A 19,760-nucleotide genomic window follows, 5' to 3' on the forward strand; every position below is an offset into this window, starting at 1 on the left:
GCCGTCTGAAAGGCCGTTTCAGTTATGAACGCAATCAAACAAAAAATCTTAGAACAAGCGCAGCGCGATGGCGTGCAGGTAACCGCATTGCGTGAGCAAGTGCTTGATATTGTTTTGAAACAAAGCGGCGTGATTAAAGCCTATAACGTTCTGTCGCAGATGCAGCAGCAAAGCGAGGGCGTGGTTGCGCCGCCGACGGCCTACCGCGCCCTTGATTTTTGGGCCGAGCAGGGCGTTTTGCACAAAGTGGCGGCGGTCAACGGCTATATTTTGTGCAGCCACGCGCAGCATGAGTGCAACGACCATTGCCATGACCACGAAGAAGCCGAAGCGCACCATAGCGCGTTTATTTTGGTTTGTACCGAATGCGGTACGGCAGATGAGCAGACCTTGAGCCAAGAATGGGCGGCGTTGCGTGCAGGCGTGGCCGAAAGCGGCTTTGCGCTGAAAGAAGAACACGTTGTTTTAACTGGAATCTGTAAAAAATGTCAGAAGTGAAAAAAACCAAAGTCCACCTGATTTCAGGTTTTCTGGGAACAGGCAAAACCACCGCGCTTAAAAGCTTGATGGAACAGAAAGACCCGAACGAAAAATGGGTCATCATCGTCAACGAGTTTGGCGAAATCGGTATTGACGGCGCGGTATTGAGCGACAACGGCATCCCCGTGGCAGAAATCGCCGGCGGCTGTTTGTGTTGCACCGCCGGCCCGCAAATGGGCGTAACCGTACAGAAAATGCTGCGCGATGCCAAACCCGACCGCCTGATGATTGAGGCAAGCGGACTGGCGCACGCCGCCAGCGTCATCGACGAATTGAAAGCCAAACCGCTGGACAGCCTTTTGGAAATCGGCGCTGTCTTTACCGTCGTCGATCCGCGCCAGTTCATCAACCCCGATTACGCGCAACAAGCCTTGTATAAAGACCAAATCGGCATTTGCGACGTATTGGTTGCCAGCAAAACCGACTTGTGCACGCCCGAGCAGCTGGCTGAGTTTCACGATAAAGCGGCCAAGCTGTTCCCGCCTAAAGCCAAAGTGGTTGAAGTACAAAATGCGCAACTCGACATCCAATGGCTTGATATTCCCGTTGTCGAAAAATCGCGCTACCGCCTCAAAGCCTTGCCGGACAACACCATGGGCTTCCAGTCTCAAGGCTTCACTTTCCCTGCCGGACGTGATTTCGACGGCGAAAAGCTGACCAACTTCTTCAATGACCTGCCCAAATTCACAGACGGTCTTGTTCGCGCCAAAGGCGTGTTCCAAGTGCTCGGTACATGGGTGTGGCTCAACTGGGTGGACGGGCAATGGGGTGCCAATCAAGTCTCATGGCGGCGCGACTCACGCTTCGAGCTGATTGCCAAATCGTTTGACGCGGATTTGATTGAGAAGAAACTGCAAGAGGCTTTGGAGAAATAAGGAAGGTCGTCTGAAAGTTTGCCGCAGCAATTTTCAGACGACCTAAGCGATAGTGAAGTCTATTGTTTCAATTGTCAGAAGAATATAAAGCAACTGTGTAGCGTGGGCTTTGCCCGCGAATAAATTAAATAAACATTGCAGGAAAGAAGAAAATGGCAAAATTTTTAAATACCAGCGGTACAACGTATTACTTGGAAGAATTAATAAAAAATGCACAGGAACGGCTTTATTTGATTAGCCCTTATCTAAAATTAAACGATAGGGTAAAAGAGCTTTTAGAAGACAAAGACCGCATGAAAATCGATGTGCGGATTGTATATGGTAAAAGTGAATTGCAGCCTTCAGAGGCAGCTTGGTTGAAAAATTTAAATTATGTTCGTACGAGTTATTGTCCGAATCTTCATGCAAAATGTTACGTCAGCGAAGATGCTTGCATTATTACAAGCCTGAATTTATATGAATTCAGCCAAGTAAATAATAATGAAATGGGTATCTTGCTGAAGCGTAGTGAAGATGGAGAAGTCTATCAAGATGCTTATAGCGAAGCGCAGCGTATTATCCGTATTAGCGATGAAGTTAAAATTTCAGTTGACGTAGTAGAAAAAGAGCAAGTTTCGCAGAAAAATCAGAATATAGAAATTGCTAAAAAATACGATACATTGACTGTCGCTAAGCTGGCAGAAAAATGGGGCGTAACAACGGAAGAATGCAATGCGAAACTGTGTCATGCAGGCTTGCAGGAAATAGACGGTAAGTTCTACCGTTTGACAGATACAGGTAAGAAAGCCGGTGGGCTTATCAAAAAAGGACGTTACGGATATTTTATTGTGTGGCCGGATAGTTTGACATTGGAAATGGTTGAAGCGGCTGGCAATAATCAGAAAGATTTGCTGGATAGGTTTATTAGTTGGCTTATCAGTTAATTTTTTATAAGTATTAAAAGTATAGGTCGTCTGAAAGCAATCCGTACTTTTCAGACAACCTTAAAACCCAAATAGAGGAACACTTTACCATGTGGCGTTATATCTTTCATCGTATGCTCCTTTTGATTCCCACGTTGTTGGGGATTTTGGCGATTACCTTCGCCGTGATTCAGTTTGTTCCCGGCGGTCCGGTGGAGCAGATGGTTCAGCAGCTGACGCAGGGTGCTGTTGGCGGTGAAACAGCAGGACACAGCATGCCCGGAACTTTGGCTAAAAACGGCAACCGCATCAGTGCGGAAGATTTGGCCGCGCTGAATGCTTTGTACGGTTTCGACAAGCCGCCTGTGACGCGTTTTGTCGATATGGTATGGAAATTCGCCCGTTTCGATTTGGGCGAGAGCTTTTTCCACCACCAAACCGTATTTGAGCTGGTGAAAGAGAAAATGCCAGTATCGATGAGTTTGGGTTTGTGGACGTTTTTCCTAACTTATTTGATATGTATTCCGTTGGGTATTGCCAAGGCGGTCAGGGATGGCAGCCGATTCGATACGATTACGGGCATGGTGATTTTGGTCGGCTATACCGTACCGCCGTTTGTATTGGGTTTGGTATTGCTGGTGTTATTTGGCGGTGGCAGCTTTTTTGCTTGGTTCCCACAGGGCGGCTTGGTCGGCGATGATTTTGATACGCTCTCTTGGGCAGGTAAAGTCAAAGATTATTTGTGGCATATGGCTTTGCCGATTACCGCTTCGGTGGCAGGTAACTTGGCGGTGATGACCGTATTGACGAAAAACGTGTTTCTTGAAGAAATCCGCCGTCAATATGTTTATACCGCGCGAGCCAAGGGCTTGCCTGAGAAGCAGATTTTGTGGAAACATATTTTCCGCAATGCCATGATTCCTCTGATTACCGGTTTCCCGGCCGCATTTATCGGCGCATTCTTTACCGGCAGCCTGTTGATTGAAACGTTGTTCTCGCTGGATGGTTTGGGTTTGCTGTCTTACGAGGCAGTGATGAAACGCGATTATCCTGTCGTAATGGGTACGCTGTATGTGTTCACGCTGATGGGGTTGTTGGCTAAATTGGTGTCGGATATTTCTTATTCATGGGTCGATCCGCGCATTCACTTTGGCGGACAGAAATAAGGCCGTCTGAAAATATCTTCAATCCATTATTAAAGAATGTTTCGAACCATGAAAAAGAAAAAATCTACTTCAAACCCTACTTGGCAAGCATTTAAGCAGCATAAGCGCGGTTGGTTGGCTTTACGGATTTTGGCCGTTTTATTTGTCGTCACTTTGCTTGCACCTTTGTGGAGCAACGACAAACCTTTGTGGATACGCTATCAGGGCGAGTATTTCTTCCCCTTGGTAAACGAATATAACGAAACCACATTTGGCGGCGATTTCGATACGCCTGCGGATTATCTGGATCCGCTTATCCGTCACAACATCACTTCAGACGGCAATTTTGCCCTTTACCTGCCCAATCCTTACGATGCCGATACCTTGAACGATTTTGATACGGCACCCGATCCGGCCAAACCGTCCGAACGTCATATCTTAGGAACAGATGACCGCGGCCGCGACCTGTTAGCGCGCTTGGTTTATGGTTTCCGTGATTCGCTGCTGTTTGCCTTGGTGTTGACCGTGGTGACTACCGTAATCGGCGTGGTTGCAGGCGCGGTGCAGGGTTATTTCGGCGGTAAAACCGACCTTCTGATGCAGCGTTTTATCGAGGTTTGGGGCGGTATGCCAGAGCTGTACCTCCTGATTATCCTGTCTTCGTTCTTTAATCCGGGGCTGTTGATTTTGCTGGTGTTGCTGTCGCTTTTCGGCTGGATGGGCTTGTCCGACTATGTCCGCGCCGAGTTTTTGAAAAACCGTCAGACCGATTACGTTTTGGCGGCGCGCGCGATGGGTGTGGGCAACCGTGAAATCATGTGGCGCCATATCCTGCCCAACAGCTTAACGCCGGTATTGGCCTTCCTGCCTTTCCGTATTTCAGGTGCAGTACTCGCTCTGACCAGTTTGGACTTCTTGGGCTTGGGCGTACCTGCCTCACAGGCAAGTTTGGGTGAGTTGCTGGCGCAAGGCAAAGACAACTTGGATGCGTGGTGGATCGGCCTGTCTGCCGTTGCTACGTTGACGGTGATGCTGCTTTTGCTGGTCATGATCGGCGAAGGTTTGCGTCAGGCATTTGACGTACGCGCACGCAGTTAATTGCTTTTCTAAAGCGTGAAGAGGATGGGCGGAAAAGCTTATCCTGCATTCTTAGGGCCGTCTGAAAAGTTTCAGACGGCCTCATCCATTCGTTTGAATCATTAAAAACCATGAATCAAGAAATCACATTTCTTACTCTTTTTCTGCTCGGCTTTTTTGGCGGAACGCATTGCGTCGGCATGTGCGGCGGCTTGAGCAGCGCATTCGCTTTGCAACTGCCGCCCCATTTAAACCGAATCGGGCTGATTGTATTGTTGAACTTGGGGCGCATCAGCAGCTATGTCGTCATTGGCCTGTTGGTTGGCTTGGTCGGGCAGGTTGGCATTTCCTTGGACGATACGCGCGCAGTTCAAAACGGTTTGTATATTGCCGCCAATGTCTTGCTGCTTTTGCTCGGGCTGTATCTTGCCGGTATTTCAACTGCTGCAACCAAAATCGAAGGCATCGGCAAACCGATATGGAAACGCCTGAATCCTTTGCTGAATAAATTGCTGCCGATTAAATCAGTGCCTGCCTGTTTCGGCGTGGGCGTGCTTTGGGGCTGGCTGCCTTGCGGCTTGGTGTACAGCGCGTCTTTGTATGCTTTGGGCAGCGGCAATGCCTTGTACGGCGGGCTGTATATGCTGGCGTTTGCATTGGGGACATTACCGAACCTGCTTGCGATGGGCATATTTGCAGCGCAGTTGAAAACCTTTCTGCAAAAACGCATGGTTCGTTTGTGCGCCGGATTGTTGGTGGCGGGATGGGCGATATGGCGCTTGGCTGTATTTGCGATGGGGCAAATCGGGTAAGGTAAAAAGGTTTTATTTAGTTTGTTGTTTTGCAATCAAAAAGGCCGTCTGAAAGATTTTCAGACGGCCTTTTTCACAAGAAAGATTTAATGTATCAAATTCCAAGCCATCTTGGCGGCAATCAGCAGCAACATAATGCCGAAGGCGATTTTGAGTTTTCGGGCGGGCAGCTTGTGAGCCGTTTTTACGCCGAGTGGCGCAAAGAGGATGGTGGCAACGCTCAATATGGCCACGGCCGGAAGATAGATAAAGCCTGCCGCGCCTTCAGGCAGGTTGACAATATGCAAACCGTTGGCAAAATAGCCGATGGTACCGGCAATCGCAATCGGCCATGCTAAACCTGAAGATGTGCCGATGGCACGGTGCGCCGGAAAGTTGCAATACAGCAGAAATGGAACGGACAGCGAACCGCCGCCGATACCGACCCAACTTGAAGCCGCCCCAAAAAGCGTGCCGACGGCTGTCAGGCCGGGGAGTGTAGGCAGGGTACGTGAAGGTTTGGGTTTGGAATCGCGTAGGGTTTTGAGTGCGATAAAGGCAAGAAATGCAATAAAGAAAACCTGCAAAGCCAGCGTCGGCATATATTTTGCCGTTGCCGCGCCGAGGAGTACGCCAAGTATCATGCCCGGCGTCATCCGGCGGACGGTCGCCCAATCGATGGCATGCTTTTTATGTTGGGCGTACATACTGGAGAAGGTGGTAAACACCATGACGGCAAAGGAAGTGCCGATGGCAAGATGCTGGGCATAGGGGTGGCCACCTATGCCTTGCAGTTGCAACGCCCATAAGACAACAGGAACAATTAACGTGCCGCCGCCTACGCCGAATAGTCCGGCAATAAAGCCCGCCGCGCTACCGACGGCGAGCAGGGCAAGGATGATGTCCCAAGACCACATTTCAGACGGCCTTGTCGTGTTTGTGTGCTTTATGGCGTTTTTTAAACCAACGGATGACTGCCATCACATAACCGGACAGGCTGTAACCGAGGAAGAACAAGAAGAGGACGAGCGAAGGCTTCCAGTTGATGAGCAGCAATACCAACACGGCCAATACCATGCCCATAAACGGCACTTGGCGGCGGATATTGATTTCTTTGAAGCTCCAAAACGGAATCTGCACAATCATGGAAATACCGGCAAACAGGGTGATACCCAATGCCCACCAATGCACGCCGGGGAAGCGTTCAAAGCTGTGATTGACCCAAATCAGGCCGACAATCAACGCAGCGGCGGTCGGGCTTGGAACGCCGATAAACCAGCGTTTGTCGACCTTGCCGATAAGCGTGTTGAACAGTGCCAAACGCAGGGCGGCGCAGGCGCAGTAGATAAAGGCGACGGAATAGCCGATTTTGCCAAACTGCCAAAGTTGCCATTTGTAGGCAATCAGGGCAGGCGCCACGCCGAAGCTGACCATATCGGCAAGGCTGTCGAGCTGTTCGCCGAACGCGCTCTGGCTGTTGGTCAAACGAGCAACGCGTCCGTCCATGCCGTCGAGCAGCATGGAAAGGAAGACTGCAATCGCCGCCGTTTCATAACGTCCGTGCATGGACTGGGTAATGGCGAAGAACGCGCAAAACAGTGCGGCGATGGTAAAGGAATTGGGCAGCAGGTAAATGCTGTTTTTGCGGATGGAGTTGCGTGGAGGAATCGGATTTTCTGTATTTTGTGCGTTGTCCATAATGTTTCCGTATATGCTGCGTGTGCAGATGAGGCATTATACCGCATTGGCAGGTTAAGGATTTTTAAAAGGCAGACATAGTTTCACTTCAATCGCATAAAGTTTCAGACGGCCTTTATTTTGTCAGTCAAATAACTCGCCCTGCGCCTGCTCTTTGGTTACGCGTACGTCGGTTTCGCCGTCGGCAAAAGTGATGTGCAGTTTCTGTCCTTGTTTCAACATATCGGCATTGCGGATGACTTGTCCGCGAGTGTTTTTGACGACCGAAAAGCCGCGCTCCAGAATATGCTGCGGCGATACGGCTTCGAGCAATGCGGCTTGGGCAGTCAGGCTTTGACATCGGTGGACAAGCAGCTGGCGGAAGGAGTGCGACAAGGCCGTCTGAAAGCGGTCGATATTGTTTTTGTAAACGGAAACATCAGGACGGCAATGTTTCAGAGTTTGGGTTTGGCGTTCAAAACGGGCGGTATGGGCGCGGAGGTTTTGCGTCATTGAGTAAGACAGCATTTGCGCCAGCTTGCTGATTGAAGCGCGCTGTTCGTCAAGTTTTTGGCGCGGATGACGGATTTGCCGCGCGAGCCAATCGAGCTTTTGGCTGGCATCGAAATAGCGTTGTTCCAAAACGGTTTTCAGACGGCCTTGCGCTTGGGCGAGGCGGTGTAGCGATTCTTGGCGGTTGGGGCTGACCAGCTCTGCCGCGCCGGTCGGTGTGGGCGCACGCACGTCGGCGACGAAATCGGCAAGCGTGAAATCGGTTTCATGTCCTACGCCGCTGACGACGGGAATCGCGCAGGCTTCGATGGCGCGTACGACCGGCTCTTCATTAAACGCCCACAAGTCTTCAATGCTGCCGCCGCCGCGACAGACAATCAGCACGTCACATTCGGCGCGTTGCGAAGCGGTTTTAATCGCTTGGGCAATTTGTAACTCGCTGCCTGTGCCTTGTACGGGCGTCGGATAAACGATGACGGGAATTTCGGGCGCGCGGCGGTTTAAGGTGGTCACGACATCGCGCAATGCCGCTGCCGCCAGGCTGGTTACGATGCCGATACATTGCGGACGGGCAGGCAACGGTTTTTTGCGTTCCGCTGAAAACGCGCCTTCCGCCTGCAACTGCGCTTTCAATCGTTCATAGGCTTCGTAAAGCTGCCCCAAACCTTTGAGCCGCACCTCATTTACGGTAATTTGAAATTCACCCCGCGCTTCATAAATACTGATTTTTCCTGATACTTCGATATGGTCGCCTTCTTTCAAAGGCTTCGCCAAACGCATGGCCGCACCCTTAAACATCGCGCAACGTACCTGAGCGCGGCTGTCTTTGAGCGAGAAATAATAATGTCCGCTGGCGGCACGGGTCAGGTTGGATACTTCGCCGGCAATCCATAAGCCTGCAAGATGGTCTTCCAGCAAGGCTTTGGCAAGGGCGTTGAGCTCGGATACGGAAATGGAGGAGGGCGCGAAAAGTTCGGACATTACGAAACGGGAAAAATTTTTGAAAGCTGAATTATAAGGGTTTTAGAGCCATTCGTTGTATTCGTTTTCATGAAATTTGCGCCCTTTGTTTTAATATTATCAAAGCCGCATGTTCAGACGGCCTTGTCTGGGCGGGCTTGTGTTATATTATCGTTTGATTTTCGCTTCAAAAGCCGTGCGTATGCCCAAACTCCACCAAATTATCGAACGCCATTGGCAATCCCCCAATCCGTTTTTGTCTTTGCTGTTAAAACCATTGTCCAGGCTGTTTGCCAAAGTTGCGGCGAAACGGCGCGATGATTTTGTTTCAGGCCGTCTGAAAAGCGAAAAATTGCCAGTGCCTGTGGTGGTGGTCGGCAATATCCATGCAGGCGGAACAGGGAAAACGCCGATAGTCGCCGCGCTGGTGTCGGGTTTGCAGGAAAAGGGCGTTAAGGTCGGCATCATCAGCCGAGGTTACGGACGCAAGAGTAAGACGGTTCATGTATTGAATACAGTCAGTAGCGCGGCAGATGTAGGCGACGAGCCTTTATTGCTGTTTCGCCAAACCGGTGCGCCGACGGCGGTAGGCAGCAGTCGTGCAGAAGCAGGCAGGGCATTGCTTGCGGCGCATCCGGAGCTTGAATTGATTGTGGCTGACGACGGCTTGCAACATTATGCCTTGCAACGCGATATGGAAATTGCCGTATTCCCGGCGGCAGATACAGGACGCACCAATTTGGATTTACTGCCCAACGGCAGCTTACGCGAACCTTTGTCTCGGTTGGCTTCCATTGATGCGGTTGTCGTCAGCGAGGGGCAAGCAGATACGGTATTCAGGCCGTCTGAAAATATGTTTGCCAGCCATATTGAAACAGGGCGGATTTACCGTTTGAACAGGCCGTCTGAAAAATTGGATTTGGCGGGTCTGGGAAATCAAACCGTCGCCGCCGTCGCCGGTATCGCCAAGCCGGAGCGTTTTTTCAATACGTTGCAAAGCATGAATATTGCTTTAAAACAAACCGTTGCCTTGCCTGATCATGCAGATATTACGGCCGCGGATTTACCGAATGCAGATGTAGTGATTATCACGGAAAAGGATGCGGTCAAATTTTCAGACGGCCACGGCCTGAATCATGTGTGGGTCTTGCCTGTTTATGCGATAATTGAGCCGGACTTGGCGGCGTTTGTATCCGCGAATGTTTCAATCTAAATGCTTATGGATGTTTCACAGATGTTTTAAAGATGATCTTCAAACTACGCGATAGGAGTAAATCATGAAGTTAAAATATTTGTTGGTCGCTTGTGCAGCTTTATTTGTATCTACTCAAAGCCTGGCTGCTAAACCAAGTGATGAATCTGCAATGAAATGGTTGGAGATTCAAGGGATAAGCAATAATTATAGCGAGAAAGTACAACGTTCTTTGGAGATGGTGAATAAAGAGGACAATGAGCGCTTGTTAACGATGACGCCCAAAGCTCAAAAAGCGCAGATGAAGGCGGTCATCAGTCGTTATATGAAAAACATGCAAGACGATTTGAGCCGCCCTGAGTTGAAAAAACAATGGTTGGATGAAGAAAAGCGTGCCGTACAGAAAGTATTTACACAAGAAGAAGTGGATGTAACCAACCGTTTTTTCTCTTCGGCTCAGGGAAAAAATATTTTGAAAAAGATAAGAAGTTTACAACAGCATGGTGGAAATCCTGAGGATATGTTGAGCCAATCGGATATAGAAAAGATGGCTGAAGCATTTGGGCATGGTGCCGGTAAGTCTGCGCTCGAAAAAGTCAAACATTTCGATAAGCTGAGTGATGAGATTATCCACAAAACCATGAGTCAAAACTACCTCAATGCAAGCGATAAATATACGCCTGCTTTTGAGGCACAAACGCGCGATATTTTGTGTAAGGGCAATAAACATTCTTCGGAATGTGCCAAATAATTTTCCGACTATCTGAAAATATTTTTTTATTGAAAAGGAGAAAAAATGAAACTGAAAACCTTGTTATTGCCCTTCGCCGCGCTGGCATTGTGTGCCAACGCATTTGCCGCCGCACCTAGCAATGAGTCGCTGGAGCGTTGGCTGGATACTCAGAATTTTGACCGGGATATAGAAAAAAATATGATTGAGGGCTTTAATGCCGGATTTAAACCGTATGCGGACAAAGCCCTTGCCGAAATGCCGGAAGAGAAAAAAGATCAGGCGGCAAAAGCCTTTAACCGCTATCGTGAGAATGTTTTGAAAGATTTGATTACGCCCGAAGTGAAACAGGCTGTCCGCAATACTTTATTGAAGAATGCCCGTGAGATATACACGCAAGAAGAAATTGACGGCATGATTGCCTTTTACGGTTCGCCCGTCGGTCAGGCCGTCGTTGCCAAAAATCCACGCTTAATCAAGAAATCGATGAGTGAAATAGCGGTATCTTGGACTGCATTGTCAGAGAAAATCGCGCAAAATCATCTGCCCGAGTTTAAGGAAGAGTTGCGGCGCATCATCTGCGGCGGTAAAAATCCCGATGCAGGCTGCAAGCAAGCCGGACAGGTTGGGAAAAGGCATCAGAAATAAATGATAGCCGTCTGAAATATTGCAGAGGGCATTCGATTGATTAAACCATCAAACCCGAAAGAAACCCCATGGAAAAAAAATTCTTAGACATCCTCGTCTGCCCCGTTACCAAAGGCAGGCTGGAATATCATCAGGACAAACAGGAATTGTGGAGCCGTCAAGCCAAGCTGGCGTATCCGATTAAAGACGGCATTCCCTATATGCTGGAAAACGAAGCGCGAGCATTGAGCGAAGAGGAACTCAAAGCATGACCGAATTTGTCGTATTGATTCCGGCGCGGCTGGATTCATCGCGTCTGCCCGGAAAAGCCTTGGCGGATATTCACGGCAAACCGATGGTCGTGCGCGTTGCCGAACAGGCGGCAAAAAGCAAGGCCGCGCGTGTCGTCGTTGCCACCGACCATCCCGATATTCAGACGACCTGTCAGGCGCATGGCGTCGAAGTGGTCATGACTTCCAATCAACACGAAAGCGGTACAACGCGCCTAGCCGAAGTGGCCAATACGCTGAAACTGCCGCAGCATATGATTGTTGTGAACGTACAAGGCGATGAGCCTTTAATTGATCCCGAGCTCATCAACCGTACAGCCGAAGTTTTGGTTGAAAACAATGTGCAAATGGCGACCGCCGCCCACGAATTGCACGAATTTGACGAGTTTATGAATCCCAATGTCGTCAAAGTCATCCTTGATAAAAACCGCAACGCCATTTATTTCAGCCGCGCCCCGATTCCTTATCCGCGCGATGTGATGCGTGCCGAAAAACGCGAATTGCCTTCAGAAACAGCTGTTTTGCGCCACATCGGCATTTATGCCTATCGTGCAGGTTTCTTGCAACGCTATTCGGAAATGGATGTTTCTCCTTTGGAAACCATCGAATCGCTGGAACAGTTGCGCGTCCTGTGGCACGGTTATCCGATTGCTGTTGAAATCACCCAAGAAGCGCCTGCTGCAGGTGTGGATACGCAGGAAGATTTGGACAGAGTGCGTGTTGCGTTTAAAGCTTAAGGCCGTCTGAAAGGAAAAGACATGAATGATTTCCGCCATTTGAGCCGTGAAGAACAAAAATTGCTTGCCGACGTGGCGAAGCTGGTAAGAGAAGACGAGCAAGAATTCAACTATGACATGCTGAAAATAGAAGCGCCGGAGCAGGCCAGCGGCGAGTTTTGGTTCCGCATGGCAGAAATGCTCAGCACTTTGCCGCCCAACCAGTCGTTGGACTTGCGTATGAACGGCGGACGCTTGACCGTTGCCGTATCGATTTTGTCGGTATTGCTGCAAGATAATCCCGATATTCCGCAGCTTTGGGCACAAAAAATCATTGCGCTCAACTATTTGGCTCATGGTCATCAAACCCGTGCAATCGGTCTGGCGCAGCAGCCTGACAAAGCGGCCGAAGCCAATGAGGAAGAATATTTGGCTAAAGCCTTATCGCAAAACTTGCTTTCCACTTTGAAAGACGCGATAGAGCGATTCCCCGAAGACTCATGGTTTATCGAAATGCGCGACGATGCATGGAAATATTTCGGCGCGGAATAGGCCGTCTGAAGTTTTGAACGATAAACACAAGCCGTGTAAAATTATCTGAACATTAAATCCGTCAACCAAAAGGACTCATCATGAAAGTATTATTGTTGGGCGCGCCAGGCGCCGGCAAAGGCACGCAGGCTCAATTCATCACTGCTGCATTCGGCATTCCTCAAATCTCTACCGGCGACATGCTCCGCGCTGCCATCAAAGCAGGCACTCCGCTGGGTTTGGAAGCAAAAAAAATCATTGATGAAGGCGGTTTGGTACGCGACGACATCATCATCGGCATGGTTAAAGAGCGCATTGCCCAAGACGACTGCAAAAATGGTTTCCTGTTTGACGGTTTCCCACGCACATTGGCACAAGCCGAAGCCATGGTTGAAGCCGGTGTGGATTTGGATGCCGTGGTTGAAATCGATGTGCCTGACAGCGTGATTGTCGACCGCATGAGCGGCCGCCGCGTACACTTGGCTTCCGGCCGTACTTACCACGTTACCTACAATCCGCCTAAAGTCGAAGGCAAAGACGACGTAACCGGCGAAGATTTGATTCAACGCGACGACGACAAAGAAGAAACCGTGAAAAAACGTCTTGCCGTTTACCACGAGCAAACCGAAGTTTTGGTTGATTTTTACAGCAAACTGGAAGGCGAACACGCGCCTAAATACATCAAAGTTGACGGCACTCAACCGGTAGAAGCCGTGAAAGCCGAAGTATTGAAAGGTTTGGGCAAATAAGTTTTGCCAAAGTAAAATCATAAGGCCGTCTGAAAAAATATTTTCAGACGGCCTTTTGTGTACAAAAGCTGTTAAAATCGAAGCTATAACCGTTATCCGCAGGCATCTTATGAATCCTTTGATCTCCGACTTCCAAACTCAGCAACAACGTACTCCCATTATCGTCGCCCTCGATTTTGCCAACGAAAAAGATACGCTCGGATTTGTCCGCAATCTTGACCCGACACTGTGTCAAATCAAAATCGGCAAAGAGCTGTTTACCGCAACCGGCCGCAATTTAGCAGAAAGCTTAATCAATCAAGGTTTCAAACTTTTCCTCGATTTGAAATACCACGATATTCCCCACACCGTTGCTCAGGCCTGTAAAGTTGCCGCCGATATGGGCGTTTGGATGGTCGATATGCACGCCTCCGGTGGCCGCCGTATGATGGAAGCCGCAGCAGAAGCCATTGCCGGCTATCAAACCAAGCCGCTCTTGATCGGTGTGACCGTGTTGACCAGTATGGAGCAAAGCGACTTGGCAGAAATTGGTTTGAACATCGCCCCTGAAGAACAAGTCATCCGCTTGGCGAAACTAGCGCAAAGTTCGGGCTTGGACGGCGTGGTCTGTTCCGCCCAAGAAGCCGCGCCACTGCGCCGCGAATTGGGACAGGATTTTGTCTTGGTCACGCCGGGCATCCGTTTGGACGTTGCCGGCAATAATGATGACCAACGCCGTATTATGACCCCAGCTGAAGCATTGGCTGCTGGCTCAACCTATTTGGTCATGGGTCGTCCGGTAACCAAAGCTGCCGATCCGGTAGCCGTATTGCGTGAAGTCAATCGAGTAGCCAACGCTTAAGGCCGTCTGAAGTATGAAGGCGATTGTGATTGGTGCGACAGGCGCGACAGGAAAAGCCTTGTTGCCTCTGCTTGCAGCCAGTCCAGAGGTTGAGTCTATCGATTGTTTTGGTCGCAGACATCCTGATTTTACCCACCAAAAGCTAAATAGCCATCAGATTGATTTTGCTCAGCCTAATATTTGGCGCGAAGAAGTGCAGGGCGATGTATTGTTTGCCTGCTTGGGAACTACCTTGAAAGCGGCTGGCAGTAAAGAAGCGCAATGGGCAATCGATTATGAGGCAAATCTTGAATTTGCCAAAGCAGCTAGGCAGAACGGCGTCAATGCTTTGGTTTTGATTTCCGCTTCTGGTGCAAATTCTGCTTCGCGCCTATTTTATCAACGGATGAAGGGCAAATTAGAACAAGCAATTATCGCTTTGAATTTTCCGCACCTTATTATTTTCCGCCCGCTCTTATTGATTCGACCGAATAGCGATCGCTTGGGCGAAAAAATAGCAGAACGGATTTTGCATGGATTCAACCGTATCGGCCTGATGAAAAGCCAACATCCGCTTGCTGTCAAAAAATTGGCGCAAGCCATGCTGAAAGCAGCGTTGTTGTCATCTCATGAACAGGCGTCGTACTCGAAAAAACATATGCAGGTATATGAGCCTTAAGATATTTTTAGGCTGTTAGATCAATAATCTGATAACAAGCCTTACACAGAGATTTTAATGGAGCCAGTATGGTAACCAAGTTCCAACAAGAAACCCTCAAATCCCGTTTTGCACAAGCCAAAGTCCTTGTTGTCGGCGATGTAATGCTCGACCGCTATTGGTTTGGTGATGTATCCCGTATTTCTCCTGAAGCCCCCGTACCGGTGGCGAAAATCGCCCGTATCGACCAGCGGGCAGGCGGGGCGGCGAACGTTGCGCGCAATATCGCCTCATTGGGCGGTAAAGTAGGGCTGTTGTCCGTGACCGGCGATGATGAAGCTGCAGATGCGTTAGACGCATTGATGGTGCAAGACGGCGTTTCTTCCTATCTGATGCGCGATAAGCAAATTGCGACCACTGTCAAATTGCGCGTTGTTGCCCGCAACCAGCAGCTTATCCGACTTGACTTTGAAGAATCACCTCATCGTGAGGTGTTGGAACAAATCAAGCATCAATATCGTGAAGTGTTGCCTGAATACGATGCCATTATTTTTTCAGATTACGGCAAGGGCGGTTTGTCGCATATTTCCGATATGATTGATTGGGCGAAACAGGCCGGTAAACCTGTTTTAATCGACCCGAAAGGCGATGATTACGAAAAATATGCCGGCGCTACGCTGATTACGCCTAACCGTGCAGAATTGAAAGAAGTGGTGGGTAGTTGGAAAAATGAAAATGATTTGACCGAAAAAGCCCAAAACCTGCGCCGTCATCTTGATTTGATCGCGATTTTGCTGACCCGAAGCGAAGAGGGGATGACCCTGTTCAATGAGGCCGATCCGATTTATCAGCCTACACGGGCTCAAGAAGTCTATGATGTATCGGGTGCGGGAGATACCGTTATTGCCGGAGTGGGCTTGGGTTTGGCCGCTGGTTATACCATGCACGAAGCCATGCACCTTGCCAATACTGCGGCAGGCGTTGTCGTGGCAAAACTTGGTACCGCGGTTTGCTCATTTACCGAATTGACCAAGGCATTGGAAGAGCAATAATTGCTGTTTCAGACGGCATGATTTCTTCAAAGCCGTCTGAAAAATCAAAATAAAGGAAATTCATTATGACCATTATCGTAACAGGCGCGGCCGGCTTTATCGGTAGCAACATCGTCAAAGCACTTAACCAACGCGGTATTACCGATATTGTTGCCGTCGACAATTTGAGCAAAGGCGAAAAATTTAAAAACCTTGCCGAGTGTGAAATTGCCCATTATCTCGATAAACACGAATTTATCCGCCAAGTGCGCGGCCATCTTCTGCCTTACGACGATATCGAAGCCGTTTTCCATCAAGGCGCATGTTCCGATACCATGAATCATGACGGCCTTTACATGATGGATAACAACTATCAGTACACGCTCGATCTCTTGGACTGGTGTCAGGATGAACGTATTCCATTTCTTTATGCTTCCAGCGCTGCTGTATATGGCAAGGGCGAAATCTTCCGCGAAGAGCGCGAACTGGAAAAACCGCTCAATGTATATGGCTACTCTAAATTCTTGTTTGACCAAGTGTTGCGCCGCCGTATGAAGGAAGGTCTGACAGCCCAAGTTGTCGGCTTCCGCTACTTCAATGTTTACGGACAACAGGAGCAACACAAAGGCCGTATGGCGTCAGTCGCCTTCCATCATTTCCACCAATACCGTGAGCATGGCTATGTCAATCTGTTTGGCGCCAATGACGGCTATGGCAACGGCGAGCAAACACGCGACTTTGTCAGCGTAGAAGACGTGGCCAAAGTTAACCTTTACTTCTTCGACCATTCTGAGCTTTCAGGCATCTTCAATCTCGGTACAGGCCGTAGCCAACAATTTAACGAACTTGCCGCCGCAACCGTCAACGCTTGCCGTGCAGCCGAAGGCAAACCTGAAATGAGTTTGAAAGAGTTGGTTGAAGAAGAACTTATCCGTTATATCCCATTCCCCGATGCACTTAAAGGCAAATATCAGAGCTTTACTCAAGCGGATATCACCAAGCTGCGCGAAGCCGGGTATAAAGAAGAATTCTTGGATGTAAAACAAGGTGTCAGCCGTTACGTTAAATGGATGCTGGAGAACTTGGTTTAATAAATAGTACAGTAATGTTGTCTGAGAATAAAACCGACTTACCTGTTTGGGTAAGTCGGTTTTATTTTACTAAGATAGTATAAAAATTTAGTTGTATTCTTAGTGATGGGTAGTTGCAATACGGTTAATTTGCCAATCTAAAAATTGAGTGTAAACACTACCTCGTTCAATAAAAGGTATATCTTCAGCAGGTGGTTGGCTGATTTCAGCTTCTGCTGTTTGCAGCCCCTGATTATCCCAACGATGGAACTCCTGATTGTTTAAATTATAAAAACCATGTTTGGTGATTAAAACTTCAGGATTATAACCATAGCCACACCATGAGGAATCAACAGTAGGTGCAGTCAAATTACAACCGGTTTGATAATAAGGTATTTCTGATAGGCTAAGATTATATAACGTTGGCAAAATGTCTTTATGTGAGCCTGCCCGCTCAGGATGATATTCTGCATTGGAGCGGTAAGTAGGTGGAACATAAAGATAGAATGGTACACTGTGGCCAAGGGCAATTTCATTAGGTGCAGGATAACTGATTGCTCGCATATTATGGTCTCCAGTTGCAGCAATAATAGTATCCGGTGCAATAGATTTTGTATGACTAATGAAGCGTCCAAGTTGGTCGTTGCTATATCGGAATGTGTTAAAAATCTCATTCAATTCTTTTCCTGTTGCTAGACTGGAAAGTCGCTGTTTTTCTTGCTCAGTGAGATGAAAATCTTTAGTTGGGTTAGGTTTAGGTAATTGATATGGGGGGTGATTAGTTACTGATAGCATCATGACGAATACGGGGGTATTATTTTTTTTTGCTTGTTTCAACTCGTCTTCTGCATATCGGAACATAAATTCATCAGGTACTCCCCATGTGCTGGATTGGGCTTCAGGGTAGCGTGCTTTGATCGCATTTTCATCAATAATTTCATGTACACCCAAATGACGCAGAAAACTATCAAAATCACGCCACCCCCCATTACCGGCAGTGATATACACAATACGATATCCTGCATCAAGATATGGTTTAAACATGTTTCCAGGAAAAGTTTTATTTTTAGCAGCAGATTGGCTAAGGTTAAGGCGTGGGCTACGAATAAAAAAACGGTGTAGTGAGTCGCTAGTGCCATCACCCTCAGAGATAAAACGTGAATAAACCCAATCTTCTTTCCAATGTTTATCTAATTCACCTAATAGATCTCGTTCAGGCGTATTTAGAGAAAGCAAGTGAGTGCTCATACTTTCCATAACAGCAAATACAACGTTGGGCTTATGTTGTTCAACAATCAAATTTTTATTAGTTTGTGTAAATAAGCGATTTAAATTGGCATCAGCTTTTTGATTTTGTAGACGATTCATCAGTTCAATACCATCTGAATCGGTAACCTCGATAAAATTATTACTGTTTCGATGTTCTGCAAAAGCCCAATTTAAAGAAATTAGTGCATTGGGAACTAATTTATTTATTTGCGGTAAGGTTGAAATTTGCATGGAAGTTTGACGTAAAGGGAATTTACCAAACGAACCACGTATACCAATACTTAAGATTAAGATAGGTATCATTATGATAGCAACCCAAGTTGCTTTGCTTGTAGTAGTAGCAGAAAAAGAGTATCTGTTAATTTGGGAAAAACATTTCCCAAAAAGGGTTACTGCTATGGCTAAAGCAATTAATCCCCAAATAATTGGGAAATCGGACCAAATAGTTTTGAGTACGGCTACAGTATCTTCCTCTGCAAGACCAAAAATAAAAACATCGAATTGGCGTTCGTAGACTCCATAATAAAACCAATTCCCTATAGCCAGAGCAGAAACGATAGATAACAATACTGTAGACAATAGAGCTTGAATCCGTCCATATGCTACAACAGTTTTTGAATTTAATAAGCTGAATAATCCCAGTAAAAATGGTAATGCCGTTAATACAGAAGCAGCTTTGATATCAAATAATAACCCTTTGAGCATAAGCTGGATAATATCCTCGGAATAACGACTACGGATATCATCTGATAGATAATATTGTGACATTAAACACCGTTCAATAAAAAGAATTAGAACAGTGCAAAGCCATAATGAAAAAGAATTACATAGAATTTTTTTGTAGGTAAGTAGACGAGACATTTTTTAGATATGTAATAAGTATTTAAAACGGCGTTATTTTATAACCTTTTAAGGGTTTTAAACTAGCATATAATTTTTATAGAAATCATATGATATGATGATTTGAGTTTGGAAAGGAGATAGACTGGTTTAAATGAATTTCTTGTCCTAGATAGAATAGTGGGTACTTATAACTACAAAGCTGTTAATGGGCTATCTTTTCTATTATTAGGCGTGGGTACTAGACAAAAAAATAACCGCTTAAAAGCGGTAAATGGTGCCCGGAGCCGGAATCGAACCGGCACGGCCGGTTTAGGGCCGACGGATTTTAAGTCCGTTGTGTCTACCTATTTCACCACCCGGGCGTAGACAATAAATCGAGAGATTGGAGGCGGGGGCGCGGATTTGAACCGGCCTATATAAGGGTTGCACCCCTTATAGCATAAACACTCTGCCACCCCGCCATGAAATGGATGGAGGCGAGAGTCGGAATCGAACCGGCGTAGACGGATTTGCAATCCGCTGCATAACCACTTTGCTATCTCGCCAAATAAACTACTTTGGAGTGTTTGTAGTATTGAAACTGGAGCGGGAAACGAGTCTCGAACTCGCGACCTCAACCTTGGCAAGGTTGCGCTCTACCAACTGAGCTATTCCCGCGTATTCGGATGCATGATTTAATGGAGCGGGAAACGAGTCTCGAACTCGCGACCTCAACCTTGGCAAGGTTGCGCTCTACCAACTGAGCTATTCCCGC

Annotated in this window: 21 protein-coding genes and 5 tRNA genes; 17 read left to right on the top strand and 9 right to left on the bottom strand. The window is 47.7% G+C overall.

Features of this window, described 5'->3' with window-relative positions; genetic code table 11:
- Nucleotides 1–24: 24 nt before the first annotated feature.
- From ACTHSQ_RS00180 to ACTHSQ_RS00205, 6 genes are all read left to right on the top strand, one after another.
- Nucleotides 25–498 (top strand): Fur family transcriptional regulator, encoded by a 474-nt coding sequence (locus ACTHSQ_RS00180; RefSeq protein WP_250590180.1) that lies wholly within the window; start codon nt 25–27, stop codon nt 496–498.
- Entirely contained in the window at nt 486–1,415 is a 930-nt protein-coding gene (locus ACTHSQ_RS00185; protein WP_003744588.1) for a CobW family GTP-binding protein, read from the top strand. Before ACTHSQ_RS00180 ends, ACTHSQ_RS00185 begins: the two co-directional genes overlap by 13 nt.
- 152 nt (nt 1,416–1,567) lie before the next feature.
- Nucleotides 1,568–2,338, top strand: coding sequence for a phospholipase D family protein (locus tag ACTHSQ_RS00190; protein WP_308111405.1), 771 nt, complete (start codon nt 1,568–1,570; stop codon nt 2,336–2,338).
- Between the two features lie 89 nt (nt 2,339–2,427).
- On the top strand, nt 2,428–3,483 hold the full coding sequence (locus ACTHSQ_RS00195; RefSeq protein ID WP_049329246.1) for an ABC transporter permease subunit: 1,056 nt from the start codon (nt 2,428–2,430) through the stop codon (nt 3,481–3,483).
- A 36-nt stretch (nt 3,484–3,519) separates the two neighbouring features.
- Nucleotides 3,520–4,560, top strand: coding sequence for an ABC transporter permease (locus tag ACTHSQ_RS00200; protein ID WP_004520828.1), 1,041 nt, complete (start codon nt 3,520–3,522; stop codon nt 4,558–4,560).
- A gap of 110 nt (nt 4,561–4,670) precedes the next feature.
- Nucleotides 4,671–5,351: a sulfite exporter TauE/SafE family protein gene (locus ACTHSQ_RS00205; protein WP_049359586.1), complete on the top strand. Its 681-nt coding sequence runs from the start codon at nt 4,671–4,673 to the stop codon at nt 5,349–5,351.
- A gap of 86 nt (nt 5,352–5,437) precedes the next feature.
- Here ACTHSQ_RS00205 and ACTHSQ_RS00210 read toward each other — a convergent pair whose 3' ends face one another.
- The 3 genes from ACTHSQ_RS00210 to xseA form a co-directional block, all read right to left on the bottom strand.
- Nucleotides 5,438–6,247 carry a sulfite exporter TauE/SafE family protein gene (locus ACTHSQ_RS00210; protein WP_440370882.1) on the bottom strand — a complete coding sequence of 270 codons (810 nt, stop codon included), beginning with the start codon at nt 6,245–6,247 and terminating at the stop codon, nt 5,438–5,440.
- A gap of 1 nt (nt 6,248) precedes the next feature.
- Nucleotides 6,249–7,028 carry a CDP-diacylglycerol--serine O-phosphatidyltransferase gene (pssA, locus tag ACTHSQ_RS00215; RefSeq protein WP_070590265.1) on the bottom strand — a complete coding sequence of 260 codons (780 nt, stop codon included), beginning with the start codon at nt 7,026–7,028 and terminating at the stop codon, nt 6,249–6,251.
- A gap of 123 nt (nt 7,029–7,151) precedes the next feature.
- Nucleotides 7,152–8,501, bottom strand: a complete 1,350-nt coding sequence (gene xseA / locus ACTHSQ_RS00220) for an exodeoxyribonuclease VII large subunit (RefSeq protein WP_440370883.1) — start codon at nt 8,499–8,501, stop codon at nt 7,152–7,154.
- A gap of 181 nt (nt 8,502–8,682) precedes the next feature.
- On the opposite strand from xseA, the gene lpxK reads away from it, so the two are divergent.
- The 11 genes from lpxK (at nt 8,683) to rfaD (ending at nt 16,915) form a co-directional block, all read left to right on the top strand.
- Entirely contained in the window at nt 8,683–9,693 is a 1,011-nt protein-coding gene (gene lpxK / locus ACTHSQ_RS00225; protein WP_440370884.1) for a tetraacyldisaccharide 4'-kinase, read from the top strand.
- A gap of 64 nt (nt 9,694–9,757) precedes the next feature.
- Nucleotides 9,758–10,423, top strand: coding sequence for a hypothetical protein (locus tag ACTHSQ_RS00230; protein WP_440370885.1), 666 nt, complete (start codon nt 9,758–9,760; stop codon nt 10,421–10,423).
- Nucleotides 10,424–10,468: 45 nt separating this feature from the next.
- Nucleotides 10,469–11,050: a DUF2059 domain-containing protein gene (locus ACTHSQ_RS00235; protein WP_440370886.1), complete on the top strand. Its 582-nt coding sequence runs from the start codon at nt 10,469–10,471 to the stop codon at nt 11,048–11,050.
- Between the two features lie 68 nt (nt 11,051–11,118).
- The gene (locus ACTHSQ_RS00240; RefSeq protein WP_002221286.1) at nt 11,119–11,301 is read left to right on the top strand and encodes a Trm112 family protein; all 183 of its coding nucleotides are present in this window, start codon (nt 11,119–11,121) and stop codon (nt 11,299–11,301) included.
- Complete coding sequence (gene kdsB / locus ACTHSQ_RS00245) at nt 11,298–12,056, top strand: 3-deoxy-manno-octulosonate cytidylyltransferase (protein ID WP_250600125.1); 759 nt, start codon at nt 11,298–11,300, stop codon at nt 12,054–12,056. Before ACTHSQ_RS00240 ends, kdsB begins: the two co-directional genes overlap by 4 nt.
- A 21-nt stretch (nt 12,057–12,077) precedes the next feature.
- Nucleotides 12,078–12,587, top strand: coding sequence for a 3-deoxy-manno-octulosonate cytidylyltransferase (locus tag ACTHSQ_RS00250; RefSeq protein WP_440370887.1), 510 nt, complete (start codon nt 12,078–12,080; stop codon nt 12,585–12,587).
- A gap of 80 nt (nt 12,588–12,667) precedes the next feature.
- Complete coding sequence (gene adk / locus ACTHSQ_RS00255) at nt 12,668–13,315, top strand: adenylate kinase (RefSeq protein ID WP_003682888.1); 648 nt, start codon at nt 12,668–12,670, stop codon at nt 13,313–13,315.
- Between the two features lie 109 nt (nt 13,316–13,424).
- Nucleotides 13,425–14,156, top strand: coding sequence for an orotidine-5'-phosphate decarboxylase (gene pyrF / locus ACTHSQ_RS00260; protein ID WP_440370888.1), 732 nt, complete (start codon nt 13,425–13,427; stop codon nt 14,154–14,156).
- A gap of 58 nt (nt 14,157–14,214) precedes the next feature.
- Nucleotides 14,215–14,814 (top strand): NAD(P)H-binding protein, encoded by a 600-nt coding sequence (locus tag ACTHSQ_RS00265; protein ID WP_440370889.1) that lies wholly within the window; start codon nt 14,215–14,217, stop codon nt 14,812–14,814.
- A 68-nt stretch (nt 14,815–14,882) separates the two neighbouring features.
- Entirely contained in the window at nt 14,883–15,845 is a 963-nt protein-coding gene (gene rfaE1 / locus ACTHSQ_RS00270) for a D-glycero-beta-D-manno-heptose-7-phosphate kinase (RefSeq protein ID WP_440370890.1), read from the top strand.
- A gap of 65 nt (nt 15,846–15,910) precedes the next feature.
- Complete coding sequence (gene rfaD, locus ACTHSQ_RS00275; RefSeq protein ID WP_003682942.1) at nt 15,911–16,915, top strand: ADP-glyceromanno-heptose 6-epimerase; 1,005 nt, start codon at nt 15,911–15,913, stop codon at nt 16,913–16,915.
- Between the two features lie 99 nt (nt 16,916–17,014).
- Here rfaD and ACTHSQ_RS00280 read toward each other — a convergent pair whose 3' ends face one another.
- The 6 genes from ACTHSQ_RS00280 to ACTHSQ_RS00305 form a co-directional block, all read right to left on the bottom strand.
- Nucleotides 17,015–19,024 (bottom strand): LTA synthase family protein, encoded by a 2,010-nt coding sequence (locus ACTHSQ_RS00280; protein WP_440370891.1) that lies wholly within the window; start codon nt 19,022–19,024, stop codon nt 17,015–17,017.
- A gap of 254 nt (nt 19,025–19,278) precedes the next feature.
- Nucleotides 19,279–19,368 (bottom strand) — tRNA-Leu (locus tag ACTHSQ_RS00285).
- Nucleotides 19,369–19,389: 21 nt separating this feature from the next.
- Nucleotides 19,390–19,467, bottom strand: a tRNA-Cys gene (locus ACTHSQ_RS00290).
- Between the two features lie 10 nt (nt 19,468–19,477).
- Nucleotides 19,478–19,551, bottom strand: a tRNA-Cys gene (locus ACTHSQ_RS00295).
- Nucleotides 19,552–19,587: 36 nt separating this feature from the next.
- Nucleotides 19,588–19,663: transfer RNA gene (locus ACTHSQ_RS00300), tRNA-Gly, on the bottom strand.
- Between the two features lie 21 nt (nt 19,664–19,684).
- Nucleotides 19,685–19,760: transfer RNA gene (locus ACTHSQ_RS00305), tRNA-Gly, on the bottom strand.

The sequence above is a fragment of the Neisseria sp. P0009.S008 genome, assembly GCF_051958615.1.
Classification (GTDB): domain Bacteria; phylum Pseudomonadota; class Gammaproteobacteria; order Burkholderiales; family Neisseriaceae; genus Neisseria; species Neisseria subflava.

What these genes read in the sequence shown, in the direction of transcription:
- pssA (WP_070590265.1), bottom strand. Translation starts at nt 7,028, where the DNA reads ATGGACAACGCACAAAATACAGAAAATCCGATTCCTCCACGCAACTCC.
- ACTHSQ_RS00195 (WP_049329246.1), top strand. Translation starts at nt 2,428, where the DNA reads ATGTGGCGTTATATCTTTCATCGTATGCTCCTTTTGATTCCCACGTTG.
- rfaE1 (WP_440370890.1), top strand. Translation starts at nt 14,883, where the DNA reads ATGGTAACCAAGTTCCAACAAGAAACCCTCAAATCCCGTTTTGCACAA.
- pyrF (WP_440370888.1), top strand. Translation starts at nt 13,425, where the DNA reads ATGAATCCTTTGATCTCCGACTTCCAAACTCAGCAACAACGTACTCCC.
- rfaD (WP_003682942.1), top strand. Translation starts at nt 15,911, where the DNA reads ATGACCATTATCGTAACAGGCGCGGCCGGCTTTATCGGTAGCAACATC.
- ACTHSQ_RS00205 (WP_049359586.1), top strand. Translation starts at nt 4,671, where the DNA reads ATGAATCAAGAAATCACATTTCTTACTCTTTTTCTGCTCGGCTTTTTT.
- ACTHSQ_RS00230 (WP_440370885.1), top strand. Translation starts at nt 9,758, where the DNA reads ATGAAGTTAAAATATTTGTTGGTCGCTTGTGCAGCTTTATTTGTATCT.
- ACTHSQ_RS00180 (WP_250590180.1), top strand. Translation starts at nt 25, where the DNA reads ATGAACGCAATCAAACAAAAAATCTTAGAACAAGCGCAGCGCGATGGC.
- xseA (WP_440370883.1), bottom strand. Translation starts at nt 8,501, where the DNA reads ATGTCCGAACTTTTCGCGCCCTCCTCCATTTCCGTATCCGAGCTCAAC.
- ACTHSQ_RS00235 (WP_440370886.1), top strand. Translation starts at nt 10,469, where the DNA reads ATGAAACTGAAAACCTTGTTATTGCCCTTCGCCGCGCTGGCATTGTGT.
- adk (WP_003682888.1), top strand. Translation starts at nt 12,668, where the DNA reads ATGAAAGTATTATTGTTGGGCGCGCCAGGCGCCGGCAAAGGCACGCAG.
- ACTHSQ_RS00185 (WP_003744588.1), top strand. Translation starts at nt 486, where the DNA reads ATGTCAGAAGTGAAAAAAACCAAAGTCCACCTGATTTCAGGTTTTCTG.
- ACTHSQ_RS00240 (WP_002221286.1), top strand. Translation starts at nt 11,119, where the DNA reads ATGGAAAAAAAATTCTTAGACATCCTCGTCTGCCCCGTTACCAAAGGC.
- ACTHSQ_RS00200 (WP_004520828.1), top strand. Translation starts at nt 3,520, where the DNA reads ATGTTTCGAACCATGAAAAAGAAAAAATCTACTTCAAACCCTACTTGG.
- ACTHSQ_RS00280 (WP_440370891.1), bottom strand. Translation starts at nt 19,024, where the DNA reads ATGTCTCGTCTACTTACCTACAAAAAAATTCTATGTAATTCTTTTTCA.
- ACTHSQ_RS00210 (WP_440370882.1), bottom strand. Translation starts at nt 6,247, where the DNA reads ATGTGGTCTTGGGACATCATCCTTGCCCTGCTCGCCGTCGGTAGCGCG.
- ACTHSQ_RS00250 (WP_440370887.1), top strand. Translation starts at nt 12,078, where the DNA reads ATGAATGATTTCCGCCATTTGAGCCGTGAAGAACAAAAATTGCTTGCC.
- ACTHSQ_RS00190 (WP_308111405.1), top strand. Translation starts at nt 1,568, where the DNA reads ATGGCAAAATTTTTAAATACCAGCGGTACAACGTATTACTTGGAAGAA.
- kdsB (WP_250600125.1), top strand. Translation starts at nt 11,298, where the DNA reads ATGACCGAATTTGTCGTATTGATTCCGGCGCGGCTGGATTCATCGCGT.
- lpxK (WP_440370884.1), top strand. Translation starts at nt 8,683, where the DNA reads ATGCCCAAACTCCACCAAATTATCGAACGCCATTGGCAATCCCCCAAT.